We start from the raw sequence: 19,013 nt of genomic DNA, 5'->3' as shown, positions 1-19,013 counted from the left end.
CCGAAGAGCAGCTCTTCTAATCGCCGTAATGCGTCGGCAGCCACATCGCGATCTCGGGGAAGGCCAGCAGCAGCCCGATCAGCGCGAACATGCTGACGACGAAGATCAACGAACCGGCGATGACGTCCTGGATGCTGCCACGGCCGCGGATCGCCTGGACGACGTAGAGATTGATGCCGACCGGCGGGGTGATCAGCGCCAGCTCGAGCAGGATCGTCAGGATCACGCCGAACCAGATCGGGTCGTAGCCGAGGCCGATCACGATCGGCGCGACCAGAGGCGTGATCGTCACCAGCATCGACAGCGATTCCAGGAAGCAACCGAGCACCACGAAGAAGGCGATGATCACCAGCATGGTCTGCAGCGGCGACAGGCCGAGCCCGGAAATGAAGCTGGTCAGCTGCTGCGACAGCCCGATCACCGAGAGCACGAAATTGAGGAAATAGGAGGCGAGCACGATCAGCATGATCATCGCCGTCGCCTTCATCGCGCCGATGAAGCTTTCATGCAGCAGCGCCAGCGAGAGCTTGCCATACCACCAGGCGAGCACCACCGCGAAGACGAGGCCGAGCGAGGCCGCCTCGGTCGGGGTCGCGAAGCCGGCATAGATCGAGCCGATGACGACGAGGAAGAGCAGTAGGATCGGGACGAGATCGACCAGGCTGGTAAAGCGCTGGCGCCAGGTCGCCCTGATCGGCTCGCCGCCGAAACCGGGTTTGGCCATGCAGATCACGACGATGATCAATGAGAACAACGCCGCCAGCAACAGCCCTGGAATGGCCGCGGCGAGATAGAGCTTCGGCACCGAGGTGTTGGTGATCATCCCGTAGATGATCAGGTGGATCGAGGGCGGGATCAGGATGCCGAGCGTGCCACCGGCGGCGAGGCTGCCGAGGAAGAGGCGTTCATTGTAGCCGCGCCGGCGTACCTCGGGCAGCGCCACAGTGCCGATCGTCGCCGCGGTCGCGACGCTGGAGCCGGAGGTGGCGGCGAACAGGGTCGAGGCGCCGATATTGGCATGCAGCAGCCCGCCGGGCAGGCGGTTGAGCCAGAGCGCGACGGCGCCGTACATGCGCTCCGCGATGCCTGCCCGCAGCAGGATCTCGCCGAGCAAGATGAAGAGGGGCACGCTGGTGAGGGTGAACTCGGTCGAGACCTTCCAGAAGATCTCGGAGGCCGCCAGGAACAGCGGCAGCGGCGAATAGATCGCACTGAGCAGCAGCGCGCAGATGATCAGCGTCGCGGCGATCGGCAGGCTAGCGCCGATCAGAATGGCCAGGAGCAGCGAGGCATTGGCGAGCATCAGGCTTTCTCCTCGCGGGCGCCGAGCGCTTCCTGGGCCTCTTCCGAAGCCGACATGATGCCGAAGCGTGCCGCCAGCTCAGGATACCGCCCGGCCGCGAGGGCAAGGCAGGCCTGAAGCGAGGACACCAGCAGCGCAGCCAGGAAGACGAGCATCCCGGCGAACCAGAGCAGTTGCGGAATGACCAGCGGCACCTGCAGCACGCTGGCCGAACGCGAGCTCATGCCCCAGGAACCGGACACCACCAGCCAGCCGCTGAAGGCGAGAAAGGCGGCGGCGAAGCCCAGCGCCAGGATCGATGAAACGTCCAGCAGAGCGCGCAGGCCGCGCGGCGCCTTCTGGTAGAGGAAATCGATCCGGACATGGCTGCGGGCGTAGAAGGCCTCGGTCAGCGACCAGGAGATCCCGATGGCGAAGATGTAGCCGGCGATCTCGTCGACGCCGCCGATATTGCGGCCGATCGTGTTGCGCGCCGCGACGTCGACCGCGACCAGCATGCCGAGCAGCAGCAGGCCCCAGCCCGCGACCAGCAGCATCGCCCGCGCGCTGCGGCGCAAGGCATCGTCCAGCCGGCCCAGCGCACCGCCCTCTCGCCCCTGCGGGCGCGTCACCGGATCCATCACTCTCTTCCCTCGCGCTGATTGGGCTCGCATCGGGGCAAAGGCACTGCGATGCGATTTGCGGAGCCGTGCGAACCGCACGGCTGGCGCCAAGACGAAAGACCGTATTGCGGCCCCTCTGGCAATGCCCGCTTGCCGGCTCCGACAAACGATCTCGCCCGGCGCCTGACGCGCCGGGCGAGATCGCGATCAGGGAGCCGCGGTGACGCCGGCGACCTTGCCGACCGTGGCGTTCCACTGCTCGACGCAGGCCTTGTCGCAGCGGCCCGCCCACTTCTTCAGCACGACATCCTGGAGGATGCGCTTGCGCTCGGCCTCGTCGGCGGCCGAGGGCTCGACCAGCGCCATGGCGGCAGGGGCGCCATAGGGGCAGGCAGCGCGGCCGGTGTTGCAGTCGACGCCGGCCTTGTCATCGGAGGCGGCCAGCGCCCAGAGTTCCTGCTCCAGCGTGCCGACGGCCTTGCGCGTCGCCTCCTGGCGATCCTTGGGCAGCGCATCCCACTTCGCCTTGCTGGCGGCGATCAGGGTCAGGCCCCAGCCGAAGCGCATGGTGTAGAGGTTCTTGGTCACCTCCGGCCATTTGAACGAATAGCCGGTCAGCGTGCCGGTGATGCCGCAATCGACCACGCCGCGCTGCAGCGAAGGCACGACCTCGGCCAGCGGCACGCTGACGCCGACCGCCCCGGCCGCCGAGATGAAGTCGTTCATGCTGGCGCCGTAGAAGCGGACCTTGCGGCCCTTCAGATCGGCGAGGCTCTTCACCGGCTCGCGGCAATAGAGCACCTGGCTCGGATTGGGATAGGCGCCGAGCAGGACGAGATTGTGCTTCTTCAGCAGCGTCTCGGCGACGGCCGGGCGGTAGGCGTCGAGCGCCTTCTGGCCGGTCGGAATGTCCTGGATCAGGGTCGAGAGCTCGAGCCCCTCGATCACCGGGTCGTCCGCCACCGAATAGCCGACGACGATATGGGCGATGTCGAAGACGCCGAGCTTGGCGAGACGCAGCAGCTCGACGCCGGACAGTCCAAGCTCCGAATAGGAGGTGACCTGGGCCGTGACCTGCCCGCCGGTGAGCTCGCCGAACGTCTTCGACCAGAAGGGCTGCTCGACCTTGCCATAGGCATTGAGGTTCGACCAGGGAGCCACGACCTTGAGACTGGTCTGCGCGGCGGCCTGGCCGCTTACGGCCATGGCCGCAGTGATGAAGGCTCCTCCGAGCCAGTTCAGGACGGACATGACACGACCCCTCTTCTTGGTTGTAGCTTTCGGTTTCCCTGCTGAAATACCTTGAATTTTCAGCAGCTTGATCGTCAAATACCCAGTTCGTATACGATTATTAGCCTGCGCATATGATGCCTGCGAAAACGGCGAAAGCGCCGGGTTTCAGGCACCGGGCCGCGGCTTCAGCGCAATGTCGAGCCAGCCGAGCCCGTTGACGCCGAGCTTGTCCCCATCATTCAGCACCACGGTGGTGGTCTCCGCCTCGACGATGGCCGGCCCCTCGACCGCGTTGCCGGGGCCCAGCGTCTCAAAGCGGAAGACCGGCACCTCGCGCCATTCGCCGAAAAAGGCACGGCGCGTACCCGCCGGCTGCGGCGCCTCGCCGGAAACGGCGACGCCCGGCTCGTCGCGCGGCGGCTCGACCAGGCCGACGGCCGCGACGCGGGCATTGACCAGCACCACCTCCTGGCCGGGCGAGCAATAGGTGTAGAGTTCCTCATGGCGGCGATGGAAGCGCTCGACCAGTTCGGTCATCGCGCCCGCATCGTCGAGGTCGAGTCCGTCGAGCGGCACGTCGACCTCGAAGATCTGCTCGCCATAGCGCATCTCGGCCGAGCGCTCGATCCGGATCTGTCCGTTGAACCAGGACTTCAGATGCGCCGTCGCCTCGCCCGCCAGGCTGTCGAAGGCGGCCCGCAGCGCCTTGCCGTCGAGTTGGGCCATGTCGCCGAGATGGCTGCGGGTGACCTCGTAGCGCAGGTCGCTGGCGAGCATGCCCCAGGCCGAGAGCACCGAGGCGACCGTCGGCACCACGACCCGGCGCATCTCCATCTCGCGCGCCACCTCGACAGCGTGCAGACCGGCCGCCCCGCCGAAGCTGAGCAGGGTATAGCCGCGCGGGTCGACACCGCGGCGCAAGGTCATCAGGCGGATACCGTCGGCCATTTTCAGATTGATCAGCCGGTAGATGCCGGCGGCGCAGTGCATCCGGTCGATGCCGAGCCGGGCCGCGAGCCGGTCGACGGCGGCTTCAGCCGCTGCTGTATCGAGCTTGCGGCGCCCGCCCATGAAAGTCTCGGCGCCGAGATAGCCGAGCAGCACGTTCGCGTCGGTGACGGTCGGCTCCTCCCCGCCATTGCCGTAGCAGGCCGGCCCCGGGACCGAGCCGGCGCTGCGCGGGCCGACATGGAAGGTGCCACCGGCATCGGCATAGGCGATCGAGCCGCCGCCCGCACCGATGCTGGCGATGTCGAGGCTGCGCAGCGCGATCCGCTGGCCGGCGAGGCCGCGCTCGGCCGACAGCGCGATCTCGCCATCCTCGATCAGCGAGATGTCGGTGCTGGTGCCGCCCATGTCGAAGGGCACGAGATTGCGGGTCTCGATCAGTTCTGCGACGCGGCGCGAGCCGGCAATACCGCCGGCCGGGCCGGAGAGCACCGTCGCGGCGGCGAGCCGCGCGGCCTCCTGCAGCGGCGCCATGCCGCCATGCGAGAGGATGATGAAGAGCGAGCCGGCAAAGCCCGCCTGCTCCAGCCGCGTCTCGAGGCTCTGCAAGTATTTGCGCACCGCCGGACCGACATAGGCGTTCACCACCGTCGTCGAGACGCGCTCATATTCCTTGATCTGCGGCAGCACCTCGCTCGACAGCGAAACGAAGGCGTCCGGCAGGGCTTGCGCCACGGCCAGCGCCGTCTCGCGCTCATGCGCGGCGTTGCGGTAGGAATGCAGATAGCAGACCGCGACCGAGGTCACGCCCTCCTGCTTCAGCCGCGCGATCTCCGCATCGAGCGAATCCGTGTCGAGCGGCACGGAGACGCTGCCGTCGAAGGCGATGCGCTCCTTGACGCCGCGCCGCAGCTGGCGCGGCACCAGCGGATCCGGCGGCGGCAGCAGGAGATTGTAGCGCTCGGGCTTCAGCCCCTCGCGCATTTCGAGCACGTCGCGATGGCCCTGCGTCGTCAGCAGGCCGACCTTGGCGCCCTTGCCTTCGAGCAACGCATTGGTCGCGACCGTGGTGCCGTGGACGATACGCTCGATCGCCGCCAGGAAGCCCGGGAGGTCGAGCCCGACCCGCCCGGCCAGATCGGCGAGACCATTGAGCACGCCGATCGACTGGTCCTGCGGCGTCGAGGGCGATTTGGTGAAGGTGGTGATGCCGGCCTCGTCGATCGCGACGAGATCGGTGAAGGTTCCGCCGACATCGATGCCGACGCGGAAAAGCTTGGTCATGACGCGTGGGCTCCGCTCAGGCGCTCGTGAATTCGGTGTCGATGTCGCGCTGGCGCGCTTCGGCGGAGCGCCGTTCCGGCGGCCCCCAGCCGCCGCCGCCGGAGGAGCGGATCTCCAGCCGGTCGCCGGCCGCAATGCCGATGCCGAACTCCTTGGTCTTCAAGGCACGGCTGCTGTCCCCGGAGACGATCCGATAGTCATGCGGCGCGCCGTCCTTGCCGCCGAGCATGCCGGCCGAACCGTGCTTGGCACCCTCGCCCGCAGTATGGGCATAGGCCGGAACCTCGACCACGAGGTCCATGCTCGTGCCGAGCCCGCCGCGATGCTCGCCATCACCGCCCGAGCCTGGGCGGAACTCATGGCTCTCGAAGCGCAAGGGGAAGCGCGCCTCGGCGACCTCGATGCTGCCGAACTTGATGCCGCCGACCGAATGCCATTCGCCTGCCGCCGACCAGCCATCGCCGCGCGGCGAGCCGCCGCCACCCGGCCTTGCATGGAACATGTGCCAGATGAAGCGCTTGCCGGTGCGCGGGTTGTCGCCGGTAATCGAGATCCGGAAGCGCCGTCCCCAGCCGCCCATCGCCCGGTCGGGGCAGGCCTGGCTCAGCGCCCGGATCACCGCCTCGACAATCTCGTTGGCGGGATGGGTGGTGCACAAAGTCACCGGCACATTGTTATCGGCGCAGACGATCGTGCCGGGCTTCAGCTTCACCGAGAGCGGCCGGAAGCAGCCATCATTCTTCGGGATCTCGGCATCGACGAGATAGGCGAAGGCCATCGCCACCGCCGCCTGGGTGTTGGCATGGGGCGAATTGGCGAAGCTCTTCGACTGTGGATCGCTGCCGGTCAGATCGATTTCGAGATCGCTGCCCCGCTTGGTGACCTTGGCGACCACCTTGATATCGGTGCGGCCACGCCCGTCATCGTCGAGCAGCGCCTCGCCATGATAGACGCCGTCCTTCCAGCTCTCGACGATGGCGCGCGACTGGCGCTCGGCGCCGTCGAGGATCGCCTCGATCGCATCGGAGACCGTGTCGGTGCCGACATCGGCGAAGAGCCGGCCGATCCGCTTCTCACCGAGATGGGCCGCGCCGATCATCGCCGCGAGATCGCCGCGGAAATCGCGGGGAAAGCGCACGTTCAGCGCCAGCATGTCGAGGATGTCCTCGCGCATCCGCCCGGCCTCGGCGAGGCGGATCGGCGGAATTCGCAGGCCTTCCTGCCAGATCTCCGTCGCCTGCGGGTTGTAGGCCCCGTGCGTCGCGCCGCCGATATCGCCCATATGGGCCCGCACCACGCTCCAGAGCAGGCGCCTGCCATCGCCATAGACCGGCACGAAGGCGGTGACGTCAGGCAGATGGCTGCCGCCGCAATAGGGGTCGTTGAGCAGGTAGACGTCGCCCGGCTGCACCGCGTCGCCGAACTTCTCCTCGACGGCGCGCACCGCCCAGGTCAGGGCTCCGACATGGATCGGGATATGGTCGGCCTGTGCGATCAGCCGGCTCTGGGGGTCGCAGATGCCGATCGAGAAATCGCGGCTCGCGTTGAGGATCTGCGAATAGGAGGTACGAAGCATCGCCTCGCCCATTTCCTCGACGATCGAAATCAGCCGGTGCTGGACGACGGATCGGGTGATCGGATCTACGGAATTGCTCACGCCTCGGCCTCTCATCGACGAAGGCGCTGGGATCGATATGATTATCGAGGCAACACCGACGCGATGAGGCTAGTTGCCGGCTCGGACCAGGGTCCAATATCGAGTTTCTATCCTATTATAGCGCTACGCATATCGCGCCGGCCGGCGGCTATACCGGCGTCGGGTCGAGATCGACGGCCTGGGTGATACGCGCCTCGTCGATCACGGCCAGCAACTCCTCGATCAGTACCGAGTGCCGGTCGCGCGGCCAGGCGGCGTAGAGCTCGATCAGCGGGGTGTCGTCGAGGATCGGCCTGAGCACGACGCGCTCAGGGGTGAGGTGCCTCGCCGAGCGCGGCACCAGGGCGACCCCGACCCGCGCGGCGACAAGCGCCAGCATCGTCACCATCTGGTGCGCCTCCTGGACGCGCGCCGGGAAAAAGCCGGCGCTCTGGCACAGATGCATGATCAGGTCGCGAAAACCCGGCGCCTCGTCGCGATCGAAGATCACCAGCGCCGCGCCGGCGAGGTCGGCGAGACGGACCGCAGGCGAGGCCGCCAATGGGTGGCTCTCCGGCAGCGCCAGCAGGAAAGGCTCCTGATGGACGAGGCGGATGCCGAGTGTGTCGTCGAGGATCGGCGGGCGCACGAAGCCGAGATGGATCTCGCCCTTCTCCAGCGCCAGGAGCTGGGCGGGCGAGGACATCTCGCGCAGCGACAACGTCACATCCGGCCAGCGCTCGTAGAAGGCTTCGAGGATCGGCGGCAGGAACTCCGCCGCCGCCGAGCCGGTGACGCCGATGACGAGGCTACCCTCCTGGCCCCGGCCGACGCGCTTGGTCATCGCCTGGGCGCGCGCCATCTGCTGCAGGATCTGGCGGGCCTCGCGCAGCAGCGTCTTGCCGGCGGGGGTGAGCTCGATCGGGCGCACGCTACGGTCGAAGAGCGTGACCTGAAGCTCTTCCTCCATCGCCTTGATCTGCTGCGACAGTGGCGGTTGCGCCATGTGCAGGATCTCGGCGGCGCGGCCGAAATGGCGCTGCTCGGCCAGCACGACGAAATAGCGCAGATGCCTCAGTTCCATGGCAAGGCTGATACAGGCCTGCGCCGGAGCCGCCAAGTCCGCTCAGTCCGGCAGAAGCCTGCTGCCGATCCGCCTGGCCGCATCGAACAGGGCCTCGAGATGCACGGGGTGACCGTCCGGCGCCACGATCGAGGTTAACGACGAAATGCTGAGCGCACCGGCGAGCGCGCCCGAACGGTCGAAGATCGGCACACCCACCCCGGTCAGGCCGATGAAGAAATCGTCCGCCGCCAGCTCCCAGCCCTGGGCCCGGATCCGCTCGGCCTCACGCCAGAGCAGTTCGGGATCGGTCTGGCTCGCCGGTGCACGCCTGGGCATTTCGATCGACAGCGCGAGCCGACGCTGCTCGTCATCGAGATAGGCGAGCAGCACGCGCGGGCCGCCCCCGCAATTCAAGGGCGCCTGCGCCCCGACCGCGAACCAGGTCGCGTCGACATGTGGCAGCGAGGCCCGTACGCGATCGACGCAGAGACCACGCCCGGCGACATGGACCCAGAGGAAGGAGGTCGCGCCGGTTTTCTCGGCGATCTCGGTCAGACAGGGGCCGGCGATATCGCGCAGTTCACGCCCGGTCGGGACGGCGCTGCCGAGCTCGGCGAGCCCGACCGCCAGAGCATAGGTCTGGGTGCGCTCGTCATGCTCGACCAGCTCGTTGAGCTGCAGCGTCGATAGCAGCCGCCTCGTCGTGCCCTTGTCGAGCCCCACCTGCCGCGAAAGCTCGCTGAGACCCAGGCGCGGCTGCTCCGGACGAAAAGCGCGTAGCAGCGCTATCGCCCGGTCGACCGCCCTGACGATCGGAACACCCGGCGGCAGGCGCGCTGCCCGATCTCCCCCCGCCCCATCGGTTCCGCTCACGATCCACCCGCCACCTGAACACTCGCCGTGTCGCCTATTAACACGGCATGTCAGAGATTGACACGAATTTTGAGTCTCGCTTTCAATGGCACGGAGCTTGCCAATCGGCGTGTGATCGGGTGCGATCCCGTCAGGCCGCAGAGCAGGTCAAAACAGAGGTCGCCCCGGCAGCGCTGCCTGCTGCTGCCGGGAGCAGGCCAAGGGAACGGAGAACGACGATGACGGTATCGAGATTGGGACTCGCACTCGCCGTGTCGGTGCTGGCGCTCGGCGCCGCGACCGCGCAGGAGCCGAAGAAGGGCGGCACCGTCCATGTCGTGGTCCAGCCCGAGCCGCCGATGCTGATGCAGGGGCTGAACCAGAACGGCCCGACCAACATGGTCGCCGGCAACATCTATGAATCGCTGCTGCGCTATAACGAGAAGCTCGAGCCGCAGCCCTCGCTCGCCAAGAGCTGGGAGATCTCGCCCGACGCCAAGGTCTACACCTTCAAGCTCCAGGAGGGCGTGACCTGGCATGACGGCAAGCCCTTCACCGCCGACGACGTCGTCTTCACGCTCGACAAGTTCCTGCGCGAGGTCCATCCGCGCTGGCGCCCGATCGTCAACGCCCAGGTCGAGAAGATCGAGAAGGTCGACGACCTCACCGTCAGGATCACGCTGAAGCAGCCCTTCGGGCCGCTGATCATGACGCAGGAAGTCGCTTCGGCGCCGATGATCCCGAAGCACATCTATGACGGCACCGATTACCGCGCCAACCCGGCCAACAACACGCCGATCGGCACCGGCCCGTTCAAGTTCAAGGAGTGGAAGAAGGGCTCCTATATCCACCTCGTCAAGAACGAGAACTACTGGCTGAAGGGCAAGCCGAACATCGACGAGATCTACTGGCAGATCATCCCCGATGCGGCGGCCCGCGCCGTCGCCTACGAGACCGGCAAGGTCGACGTGCTGACCGGCGGCTCGGTCGATGTCTACGACGTCGCCCGCCTCTCCAAGCTGCCCAATACCTGCATGACGACCAAGGGCTGGGAGATGTTCGCTCCCCATGCCTGGCTGACCCCCAACGTCCGCAACGGCATTTTGGGCAACAAGCAGTTCCGCCAGGGCCTGATGCACGCGATCGACCGCGAATTCGGCCGCGAAGTGGTCTGGGGCGGCCTCGGCAAGCTGCCGACCGGGCCGATTTCGTCGAAGACGCGCTTCTATTCCGCCGACGTGCCGAAATATGATTTCGACCCGAAGAAGGCGAAGGAGCTGATCAAGGCCTCCGGTTACAAGGGCGAGACGATCAAGCTGCTCAACCTGCCTTATGGCGAGACCTGGAGCCGCTGGTCCGAGGCGATCAAGCAGAACCTCGAGGATGTCGGCGTCAAGGTTCAGATCGAGAACACCGACGTGCCCGGCTGGACCCAGAAGGCCAGCAACTGGGACTTCGATCTCAACTTCAACTTCCTCTACCAGCTCGGCGACCCCGCAATGGGCGTGGCGCGCAGCTACATCTCGTCCAACATCGCCAAGGGCAATCCCTTCGCCAATGTCGGCGGCTACTCCAATCCGGAGGTCGACAAGCTCTTCGCCGAGGCTGCGATCGCGCCCACGGACAAGGAGCGGCAGGAACTCTATACGAAGGTGCAGAAGTTGCTCGCCGACGAGTTGCCGGTCCTCTGGCTGCTCGAGATGGATTTCCCGACCATCTATCGCTGCAACGTCAAGAACCTCGTCACCACCGGCGTCGGCGTGAACGATGGCTTCCGGGATGCCTGGAAGGAGTGATGCCTTCGACCGCCGCATCGTACCGTCATGCTCGGCCTTGTGCCGAGCATCCACGTCTTGAACTCCGCCCTCGACCAATGAAGACGTGGATGGTCGGGACAAGCCCGACCATGACGGGTGAGACCCTCGCGGCCTGCGATCGATCGGCAGATCGCCAGTCTCTTCGGATCGTCTGAATGAACCTGCCCCAGTTCCTCGCCGGCCGCTTCGCGAAGGGGATCGTCGTCCTCTTCGCCATCGCGGTGCTCAATTTCTTCCTGATCCGGGCCGCGCCCGGCGACCCCGCGCAGGTGCTGGCGGGCGAGGCCGGCGCCGCGGACGAGGTGCTGCTGCAGCAGTTGCGCGAGCGCTTCGGCCTCGACCAGCCGCTGCTCCAGCAGCTCTGGATCTATCTCAAGGGCTACGCCTCGCTCGATCTCGGCTTCAGCTATCGCCAGCAGCGCCCGGTGCTGGACCTGATCCTCGAGCGCCTGCCGGCGACCCTGCTGCTCACCGGCGCCGCCTTCATCGTCTCGCTCGGGCTCGGCACGCTAATGGGCGCGCTCGCCGCCCGCCGCGCCGGCCGCTGGCAGGACAGCCTGATCACCACCCTGGCGCTCGTCTTCTACGCGACGCCGCTGTTCTGGGTTGCGCTTCTGAGCCAGATCGCCTTCGCGCTGAAGCTCGGCCTCGTTCCCAATGTCGGCTACGAGACCATCGGCGCGAATTATACCGGCCTCGCCCGCGCGCTCGACATCGGCCGCCACCTCATCCTGCCGGCGCTGACGCTCGGCCTGTTCTTCACCGCGCTCTATGCCAGGATGATGCGGGCCTCGATGCTGGAAGTGGCGGGCGCCGACTTCGTCAAGACCGCCCGCGCCAAGGGGCTTTCGCCGGCGGTCGTCTCGCGCCGGCATGTCGCACGCAATGCGATCCTCCCCGTGGTGACGCTGGCCGGCCTGCAGGCGGGCCAGCTCGTCGGCGGCGCCGTCCTGACCGAGACCGTCTTCGCCTGGCCGGGCATCGGCCGGCTGATGTTCGACGCGCTGGTCCAGCGCGATTATTCGGTGCTGCTCGGCGTCTTCTTCATCTCCTCGGCCATGGTCGTCGGCTTCAACATCCTGACCGACCTCGTCTATCGCCTGGTCGACCCGCGCATCGAGGCAGCATCATGATCCGGTCCGCCTCCTCGTCATGGTCGGGCTTGCCCCGACCATCCACGTCTTCGTTTCAGCCAACCGCAGCGTCGCAAGGCGTGGATGCTCGGCGCAAGGCCGCGCATGACGGCGTGTGTCTGGTCGCAGCGGAGGCGCTGTCATGAGCTTCCTGAAGCGCTTCGCCCGCAATCGCGGCGCCCTGATCGGCGTCCTGATCCTGCTCGTCGTGATCGCCTTCGCGCTGCTCGCGACCTGGCTCTACCCGCAATCGCCCTGGCGCACGGTCGGCCGCCCCTTCCTCGCCCCCTTCGTGATGGAGCGCTTCCCGCTCGGCACCGACACGCTCGGACGCAATCTCGCCTCCGGCCTCGTCCATGGCGCCCGCGTCTCGCTGATGATCGGCGTGGTCTCGACGCTCGTCGCCCTCCTGATCGGCGTGCCGCTCGGCGCCGTCGCCGGCTATGCCGGCGGCTTCGTCGATGACGCCCTGATGCGCTTCACCGAGTTCTTCCAGACCATCCCCTCCTTCGCCCTCGCCATCGTCATGGTCGCGATCCTGCAGCCGCAGCTCGGCTCGATCGTACTCGCCATCGGCGTCGTTTCCTGGCCGCCGGTGGCGAGGCTGGTGCGCGGCGAGGTGCTCTCGCTGCGGACGCGCGAATATGTCCAGGCCGCCGTCACCATCGGCCAGTCGACGCCGCGCATCATCTTCAGCCAGGTCCTGCCCAACACGCTGGCGCCGATCATCGTCATGGGCTCGCTGATGATCGGCTCGGCGATCCTGCTGGAATCCTCGCTCTCCTTCCTCGGCCTCGGTGACCCCAATCTGATGAGCTGGGGCTATATGGTCGGCGCCGGGCGGACCCGGCTGCTCGACGCCTGGTGGATCAGCTTCTTCCCGGGCCTCGCGATCTTCCTCACCGTGCTCGCCCTCAACCTCGCTGGCGAAGGGCTGAACGATGCCCTCAATCCGCGTCTAGCCCGGGAGCGGGAATGATGGTGGCTCCGGCTCTCGCCGTCGAAGGGCTGCGGCTCGCCCTCCCCGCCCTCGCCGACCGTCCCTATGCGGTCGAGGACGTGACGCTCTCGATCGCACCCGGCGAGACGCTCTGCGTCGTCGGCGAATCCGGCTCGGGCAAGTCGATGCTGGCCCATGCCGTGATGGGCCTCCTGCCCAAGGCGGTGAAGCCGGCCGGCGGTGCGATCCGGCTCGCCGGCCGCGACCTGCTCTCGCTCGACGAGGCGGCGATGGAAGGCGTGCGCGGCCGCGAGGTCGGCATGATCTTCCAGGAGCCGATGACCTCGCTCAACCCGGTGATGCGGGTTGCCGACCAGATCGTCGAGACCTTCGAGGCCCATGGGTTGCTGGGCAAGCCCGAGCGCTATGCGAGAGCCGTCGCGCTCTTGACCGAGGTCGGCCTGCCCGAACCCGAGCGGCTGGCGCGCGCCTATCCGCACGAGCTTTCCGGCGGCCAGCGCCAGCGCGTGATGATCGCGATGGCGCTCGCGCTCGAACCCAAGCTGCTGATCGCCGACGAGCCGACCACCGCGCTGGACGTGACGACGCAGGCCCAGATCCTCAAGCTGATCGACAATCTCCGCCACAAGCACGGCACCGCCGTGCTGTTCATCACCCATGATATGGGCGTCGTCGCCGAGATCGCCGACCGCATCGCCGTGCTCGAAAAGGGTGTGCTGGTCGAGGAAGGCACGGTCGATCAGGTGCTCGGCGCAGCCCGCCATCCCTATACCCGGAAGCTGCTCGCGGCCGTGCCCTCGCTGACGCCGCCGGAACGGCCGGCGCTTCCCGACAGTAAGCCGGTGCTGACCGTCGAGAAGCTCGGCAAGGTCTACCGCAAGCGCTCCCTCTTCCGTCCCGGGCGGGAGGTGAAAGCGGCCGACGATGTCAGCTTCACCCTCGCCCGCGGCGAGACGCTCGGGCTCGTCGGCGAATCCGGCTCCGGAAAGTCAACCGTCGGGCGCTGCTGCCTGCGCCTGATCGAGCCCGATGGCGGCAGGATCACGCTCGGTGACCTCGTGCTCAGCGATCTCGGCGCCGCCGCCTTGCGCCAGCACCGCAAGCGCATCCAGATGGTCTTCCAGGACCCGTTCGCCTCGCTCAACCCGCGCCAGACCGTCGGGCGCATCATCTCGGACGGGCCGGTCGCGCATGGCACGCCGCGTTCCCAGGCGCTGGCTCGGGCGAAGGAGCTGCTCGAGCTGGTCGGGCTTTCGGCCAATGCCATCGACCGCTACCCGCACGAATTCTCCGGCGGCCAGCGCCAGCGCATCGGCATCGCCCGGGCCCTCGCCCTGGAGCCCGATGTGCTGGTCGCCGACGAGGCGGTGTCGGCGCTCGACGTCTCCGTCCAGGCCCAGATCCTGACCTTGATCAAGGACATCCAGCAGCGGCTTGGCCTCGCCATCCTGTTCGTCACCCATGACCTGCGCGTCGCCGCGCAGATCTGCGACAAGATCGCGGTGATGCAGCGCGGCAGGATCGTCGAGAGCGGCCCGACGGCGGCGCTCTTCGCCGCGCCCCAGCACGACTATACCCGCCAGCTCCTCGCCGCCGTCCCCGGCGGCAAATGGTTCGCGCGGTAATTACGCTCGTCATGGTCGGGACAAGCCCGACCATGACGAAGGATGACCTGAGCGCCCCCTGATCCGGCCCTTCGAGCCACCTTCTCCCGCAAGGGGAGAAGCGAAAAGCGGCGCCCGTCTGCCGCGCATCGAGCCTCCATCGAAATGACATGACGCCAGTGGCCCGCCATCCCGCATAGTCTCGCCATGCCGCCCGCCCCTTCCCGCTCGCTTCTGCTCGTCCCGCTGCTCGGCCTGCTCTGGGGCTTCAACTGGCCGGCGGTGCGGATATCGCTCACCGAGATCGCACCCTGGACGCTGCGCGCCGCCGGCATGACCTTCGCCGGGCTGGTGCTGGTCGCCGTCGCGCTCGCCCGTGGCATCCCGCTCGCCGTGCCAAGGGAGCAATGGTCGCGGCTGATCATCGCCGGCTTCCTCTCGATCGCGGCCTTCAACATCCTGCTCGCCTTCGCCCAGCTGATGGCGCCGACCTCGCGCGCCGCGATCCTGACCTTCACCATGCCGATCTGGGCGACGCTGCTCGCTCTGCCGATCCTCGGCGAACGCTTCGACCGGCGCCGGCTCCTCGGCCTCGGGCTCGGCATCTCCGGCCTCGTCTGCCTCGGCCTGCCCTTGATCCGCAGCGGCCAGTTCTCGCCCGGACTGGCGCTCGCCTTGCTCGCCGCATTGAGCTGGGCGCTCGGCACCATCGTCACCAAGCGCTGGCCGGTGGCGGCGCCGGCCCTCACCATCGCCGCCTGGCAATTGCTGGTCGGCGGCGTCGCGGCCGGCCTCGGCATGCTCGTCTTCGAGGGCTTTCCCGTGCCAAAGCTGCTTTCGCCGAAGGTCGCGGCGGCACTGAGCTTCCACATCCTCGGCGCGCAGGCGCTCGCCTATTTCCTCTGGTTCGTCGTGGTCGCGCGGCTGCCGGCCGGCATCGCCAGCCTCGGCACCTTGATGGTGCCGGCGGTCGGCGCGCTCGGCTCCGTGTTGCTGCTCGGCGAGCGCCCGACGGCGACCGACTGGCTCGGCCTCGCCCTCGTCGTCGCGGCCTCCGGCGCGATCATGATCCCGGCTTCGCGCAAGGCATAGCCAGCCAGCCCCGGAGACAGCCGCGAAGGCTTGCTGAACCGGGCGCTTCGCGGCAGGTTCGTGGCGCTCGCCCGTTTGCCGGCGCGCTCGGATTTCACCAGTCACCCGGTCGGCCTCGCCGCCGCTCGCCCTGCCGCGCGTCCGTGCGCAAAAACTCCGCTGAAGGCCTCGCCCATGAAGTTCCCGATCGACGCGCCCTACCCGACCCGGCGCTCTCCCGTCCTCGCCCGCAACCTCGTCGCGACCTCGCATCCACTGGCGACCGAGGCCGGTCTTTCGATGCTGCGCAAGGGCGGCAATGCGCTCGATGCGGCGCTCGCCGCCGCGATCACCCTGCCGGTGGTCGAGCCGACCGGCAACGGTCTCGGCTCCGATGCCTTCTGCATCCTCTGGGACGGCAAGGAGCTGCACGGGCTCAACGCCTCGGGCCGCTCGCCTTCCGCCTGGACGCCCGAGCGCTTCGCCGGAAAGGGCGGCATGCCGCAGCGTGGCTGGGAGAGCGTCACCGTGCCGGGCGCCGTCTCGGCCTGGGCCGAGCTGTCGCAGCGCTTCGGCAAGCTGCCCTTCGAGACCCTGTTCGAGCCGGCGATCGACTACGCCTCGCGCGGCTTCCACGTCACCCCGATCATCGGCGAGCTCTGGCGGCGTGGCGCCAACACGCTGAAGGAGCAGCCCGGCTTCGCCGAGCATTTCATGCCGGGCGGCAGGGCACCGCTCGCCGGCGAGATCTTCCGCACGCCCGATATGGCAGAGAGCCTGCGCCTGATCGCCGAGACGCGCGGCGAGGCCTTCTATCGCGGCGCGCTCGCCGGCAAGATCGCCGCCTTCGCGCGGCAGCACGGCGCGGCGCTGACCGAGGACGACCTCGCCGCTCATCGCAACGACTGGTGCGGCACGATCAGCCAGCGCTTCGGCGAGGCGGCGCTGCACGAGATCCCGCCCAACGGCCAGGGCATCGCCGCGCTGATGGCGCTCGGCATGCTCAGCCAGACCGATATCGCAGATTTTGCGCCCGACAGCGCCGAGGCGCTGCATCTCCAAATCGAGGCGATGAAGCTCGCCTTCCTCGACGTCGAGACCTATGTCGCCGACGAAGGCAGCATGCACGAGGTCAAGACGGCGCATCTGCTCGACCCTGCCTATCTCGCCTCGCGGGCGAGGCTGATAGACCGCAGCCACGCAACCGAATTCCCGGTCGGCGCGCCTAAGCAGGGCGGCACCGTCTGCCTCGCCACCGGCGACGCCGACGGCATGATGGTCTCCTACATCCAATCCAACTATGCCGGCTTCGGCTCCGGCGTCGTCGTGCCCGGCACCGGCATCAGCCTGCAGAACCGCGGCTTCGGCTTCACGACGCAGGCGGGCCACCCCAACGAGGTCGGTCCGCGCAAGCGCCCCTTCCACACCATCATCCCCGGCTTCGTCATGGGCGCTTCCGAGCCGATCATGGCCTTCGGCCTGATGGGCGGACCGATGCAGGCGCAGGGTCACCTGCAGATGATGCTGCGCACCCAGCTCTGGGGTCAGGACCCGCAGACCGCCGCCGACGCGCCACGCTGGCGCGTCATCCAGGGGCTCGACGTCGCGATCGAAAGCACGATGAAGTCAGACGTGGTGCAGAAGCTCGGCGCGCTCGGCCACCGTCTCGCACTGGAGTCCCCCGATTCGAGCTTCGGCTTCGGCGGCGCGCAGCTCGTCCACAGGATCGCGGGCGGCTATGTCGGCGGCTCCGACTTCCGGAAAGACGGGCACGCCGCCGGCTTCTGAGCCATTTCCAGGCCGCTAACTACGACCAAATACCGGCTGCCGGCACTCTGGACGCAGCTTCGGAACTCCGCGCAGGATGTGCGCGGGGAACGCGTAACCGGCCAGCTCCGAGCCGGAACGGCCGAGGACGTAACCAGAATGCGCACGCAAGTCGCGATCATCGGCGCAGGCCCGGCCGGCCTGCTGCTCGGCCAGCTGCTGCATGCGGCCGGGATCGAGAATGTCATCCTCGAGCAGCGCAGCGGCGACTATGTGCTCTCGCGCATCCGGGCCGGCGTCCTCGAAAGCGGCACGGTCCGGCTCCTCGACGCGGTAGGGGCCGGCACCCGCCTGCACGCCGAGGGCCTGCCGCATGACGGCTTCGACCTGCTCTTCGACGGCAAGCGCCACCGGATCGACCTCGCCGGGCTGACCGGCAAGCATGTCACCGTCTACGGCCAGACCGAGGTCACCCGCGACCTCATGGACCTGCGCGCCAGCCAGGGCGCGCTCACCGTCTACGAGGCGGAGAAGGTCGCCCTGCATGATTTCGACGGCGACACCCCTTACGTCACCTATCTCGATCGCGGGGAACAAAAGCGCCTCGATTGCGACTTCATCGCCGGCTGCGACGGCTATCACGGCGTCTCGCGCGCCAGCGTGCCGAGCCGCGCCCTCAAGACCTTCGAACGGGTCTACCCCTTCGGCTGGCTCGGCCTGCTCGCCGATGTCCCGCCGGTCTCGCATGAGCTGATCTATGCCGGCGAGGAGCGCGGCTTCGCGCTCTGCTCGATGCGCTCGAACAGCCGCAGCCGCTATTACCTGCAATGCGCCCTGAACGAGCGCGTCGACGACTGGACGGATGAGCGCTTCTGGGCCGAGCTGCGCCGCCGGCTCGATCCTGCGACCGCCGACGCCCTGGTCACCGGCCCTTCGCTCGAAAAGTCGCTGGCACCCCTGCGCTCCTTCGTCGCCGAGCCGATGCGCTTCGGCCGCTTGTTCCTCGCCGGAGATGCCGCCCATATCGTGCCGCCGACCGGCGCCAAGGGCCTGAACCTCGCCGCCAGCGACGTCCATTATCTCTCGCAAGCCCTGGGCGAGCATTATGCCGAGCGCTCATCCGCCGGCATCGACGCCTACTCGGCCCGCGCCCTCGCCCGCGTCTGGAAGGCCGAGCGCTTTTCCTGGTGGCTGACCGGGCTGATGCATCATTTTCCCGACCATGACGGCTTCGGCGGCCGGATCCAGCAGGCCGAGCGCGCCTATCTGACCTCGTCGCCGGCTGCGATGGCGGCGCTGGCGGAGAATTATGTCGGCCTGCCGTTCTGAGGAAAGAACACGAAAGGTCGATGGAAGGGCCGGCTGAGATCAGGGCCGAACTGGCAGCTCGCGACATGCGCATCGGCGCATGGCAGCGTGCAGAGCCCCTCTGACATCCTGAAGCGCCGGCAGGGCTGGTCAGAGAGCCGGCCCGATCTCGATCCGCAGCGCCTCGCCCTCATCGATCAGCCCCGGGCCTCGACCAACATGGCCCGCCGACACGGCCGCCGTCAGCGCGGTGAACGCCAGCGAATAGCCGTGCCGCATGGCCGTCGCACCCGAAGGGCCGCGCGTAGCAGCGATCACGACGACCTTCGTCGGCGCGTTGAGGCTGCGCGGCTTCATCGCCCCCTGGCTGCTGGACGGGCCGTCAACCGCGACGCCTTCGAGACCTATTTCGTCAAGCTCCTCACGAC

General features: G+C 67.8%; 14 protein-coding genes and 1 pseudogene. 8 read left to right on the top strand and 7 right to left on the bottom strand.

The features are described from left to right. Window positions 1-16 precede the first annotated feature (16 nt). From ACWGRX_RS22705 to ACWGRX_RS22675, 7 genes are all read right to left on the bottom strand, one after another. Window positions 17-1,303 carry a TRAP transporter large permease gene (locus ACWGRX_RS22705; RefSeq protein ID WP_452119415.1) on the bottom strand — a complete coding sequence of 429 codons (1,287 nt, stop codon included), beginning with the start codon at window positions 1,301-1,303 and terminating at the stop codon, window positions 17-19. Continuing rightward, a complete protein-coding gene (locus ACWGRX_RS22700) occupies window positions 1,303-1,923 on the bottom strand; it encodes a TRAP transporter small permease subunit (RefSeq protein ID WP_452119414.1) in 621 nt (206 codons plus the stop codon). Before ACWGRX_RS22700 ends, ACWGRX_RS22705 begins: the two co-directional genes overlap by 1 nt. A gap of 189 nt (window positions 1,924-2,112) precedes the next feature. Next, a complete protein-coding gene (locus ACWGRX_RS22695) occupies window positions 2,113-3,156 on the bottom strand; it encodes a TRAP transporter substrate-binding protein (protein ID WP_452119413.1) in 1,044 nt (347 codons plus the stop codon). Window positions 3,157-3,303: 147 nt separating this feature from the next. Further along, window positions 3,304-5,370 (bottom strand): hydantoinase/oxoprolinase family protein, encoded by a 2,067-nt coding sequence (locus ACWGRX_RS22690; RefSeq protein ID WP_452119412.1) that lies wholly within the window; start codon window positions 5,368-5,370, stop codon window positions 3,304-3,306. A 16-nt stretch (window positions 5,371-5,386) separates the two neighbouring features. Further along, window positions 5,387-7,027 carry a hydantoinase B/oxoprolinase family protein gene (locus tag ACWGRX_RS22685; RefSeq protein WP_452119411.1) on the bottom strand — a complete coding sequence of 547 codons (1,641 nt, stop codon included), beginning with the start codon at window positions 7,025-7,027 and terminating at the stop codon, window positions 5,387-5,389. Window positions 7,028-7,175: 148 nt separating this feature from the next. Then, window positions 7,176-8,090: a LysR family transcriptional regulator gene (locus ACWGRX_RS22680; protein ID WP_291637139.1), complete on the bottom strand. Its 915-nt coding sequence runs from the start codon at window positions 8,088-8,090 to the stop codon at window positions 7,176-7,178. 42 nt (window positions 8,091-8,132) lie between these two features. Further along, window positions 8,133-8,945: an IclR family transcriptional regulator gene (locus tag ACWGRX_RS22675; RefSeq protein WP_452119410.1), complete on the bottom strand. Its 813-nt coding sequence runs from the start codon at window positions 8,943-8,945 to the stop codon at window positions 8,133-8,135. 218 nt (window positions 8,946-9,163) lie between these two features. Between ACWGRX_RS22675 and ACWGRX_RS22670 the strand changes: the two genes are divergently transcribed. From ACWGRX_RS22670 to ACWGRX_RS22635, 8 genes and pseudogenes are all read left to right on the top strand, one after another. After that, the gene (locus tag ACWGRX_RS22670) at window positions 9,164-10,720 is read left to right on the top strand and encodes an ABC transporter substrate-binding protein (protein WP_452119409.1); all 1,557 of its coding nucleotides are present in this window, start codon (window positions 9,164-9,166) and stop codon (window positions 10,718-10,720) included. Between the two features lie 176 nt (window positions 10,721-10,896). Continuing rightward, window positions 10,897-11,874 (top strand): ABC transporter permease, encoded by a 978-nt coding sequence (locus ACWGRX_RS22665; protein WP_452119408.1) that lies wholly within the window; start codon window positions 10,897-10,899, stop codon window positions 11,872-11,874. 142 nt (window positions 11,875-12,016) lie between these two features. Then, on the top strand, window positions 12,017-12,853 hold the full coding sequence (locus ACWGRX_RS22660; protein WP_291637144.1) for an ABC transporter permease: 837 nt from the start codon (window positions 12,017-12,019) through the stop codon (window positions 12,851-12,853). Next, entirely contained in the window at window positions 12,853-14,460 is a 1,608-nt protein-coding gene (locus tag ACWGRX_RS22655) for an ABC transporter ATP-binding protein (RefSeq protein WP_452119407.1), read from the top strand. Before ACWGRX_RS22660 ends, ACWGRX_RS22655 begins: the two co-directional genes overlap by 1 nt. A gap of 186 nt (window positions 14,461-14,646) precedes the next feature. Then, window positions 14,647-15,531, top strand: coding sequence for a DMT family transporter (locus ACWGRX_RS22650; RefSeq protein ID WP_452119406.1), 885 nt, complete (start codon window positions 14,647-14,649; stop codon window positions 15,529-15,531). A gap of 174 nt (window positions 15,532-15,705) precedes the next feature. Next, window positions 15,706-17,298, top strand: a complete 1,593-nt coding sequence (locus ACWGRX_RS22645) for a gamma-glutamyltransferase family protein (RefSeq protein ID WP_452119405.1) — start codon at window positions 15,706-15,708, stop codon at window positions 17,296-17,298. Window positions 17,299-17,436: 138 nt separating this feature from the next. Then, window positions 17,437-18,606: a 4-hydroxybenzoate 3-monooxygenase gene (pobA, locus tag ACWGRX_RS22640; protein WP_452119404.1), complete on the top strand. Its 1,170-nt coding sequence runs from the start codon at window positions 17,437-17,439 to the stop codon at window positions 18,604-18,606. Window positions 18,607-18,678: 72 nt separating this feature from the next. After that, window positions 18,679-19,008, top strand: a pseudogene (locus ACWGRX_RS22635) (IS630 family transposase); the annotation flags it as partial. Window positions 19,009-19,013 lie beyond the last annotated feature (5 nt).

The organism is Allobosea sp. NPDC055594 (genome assembly GCF_053618995.1).
The sequence above is the reverse complement of the archived record's forward strand: the minus strand, read 5'-3'. Positions and strand labels throughout refer to the sequence as shown.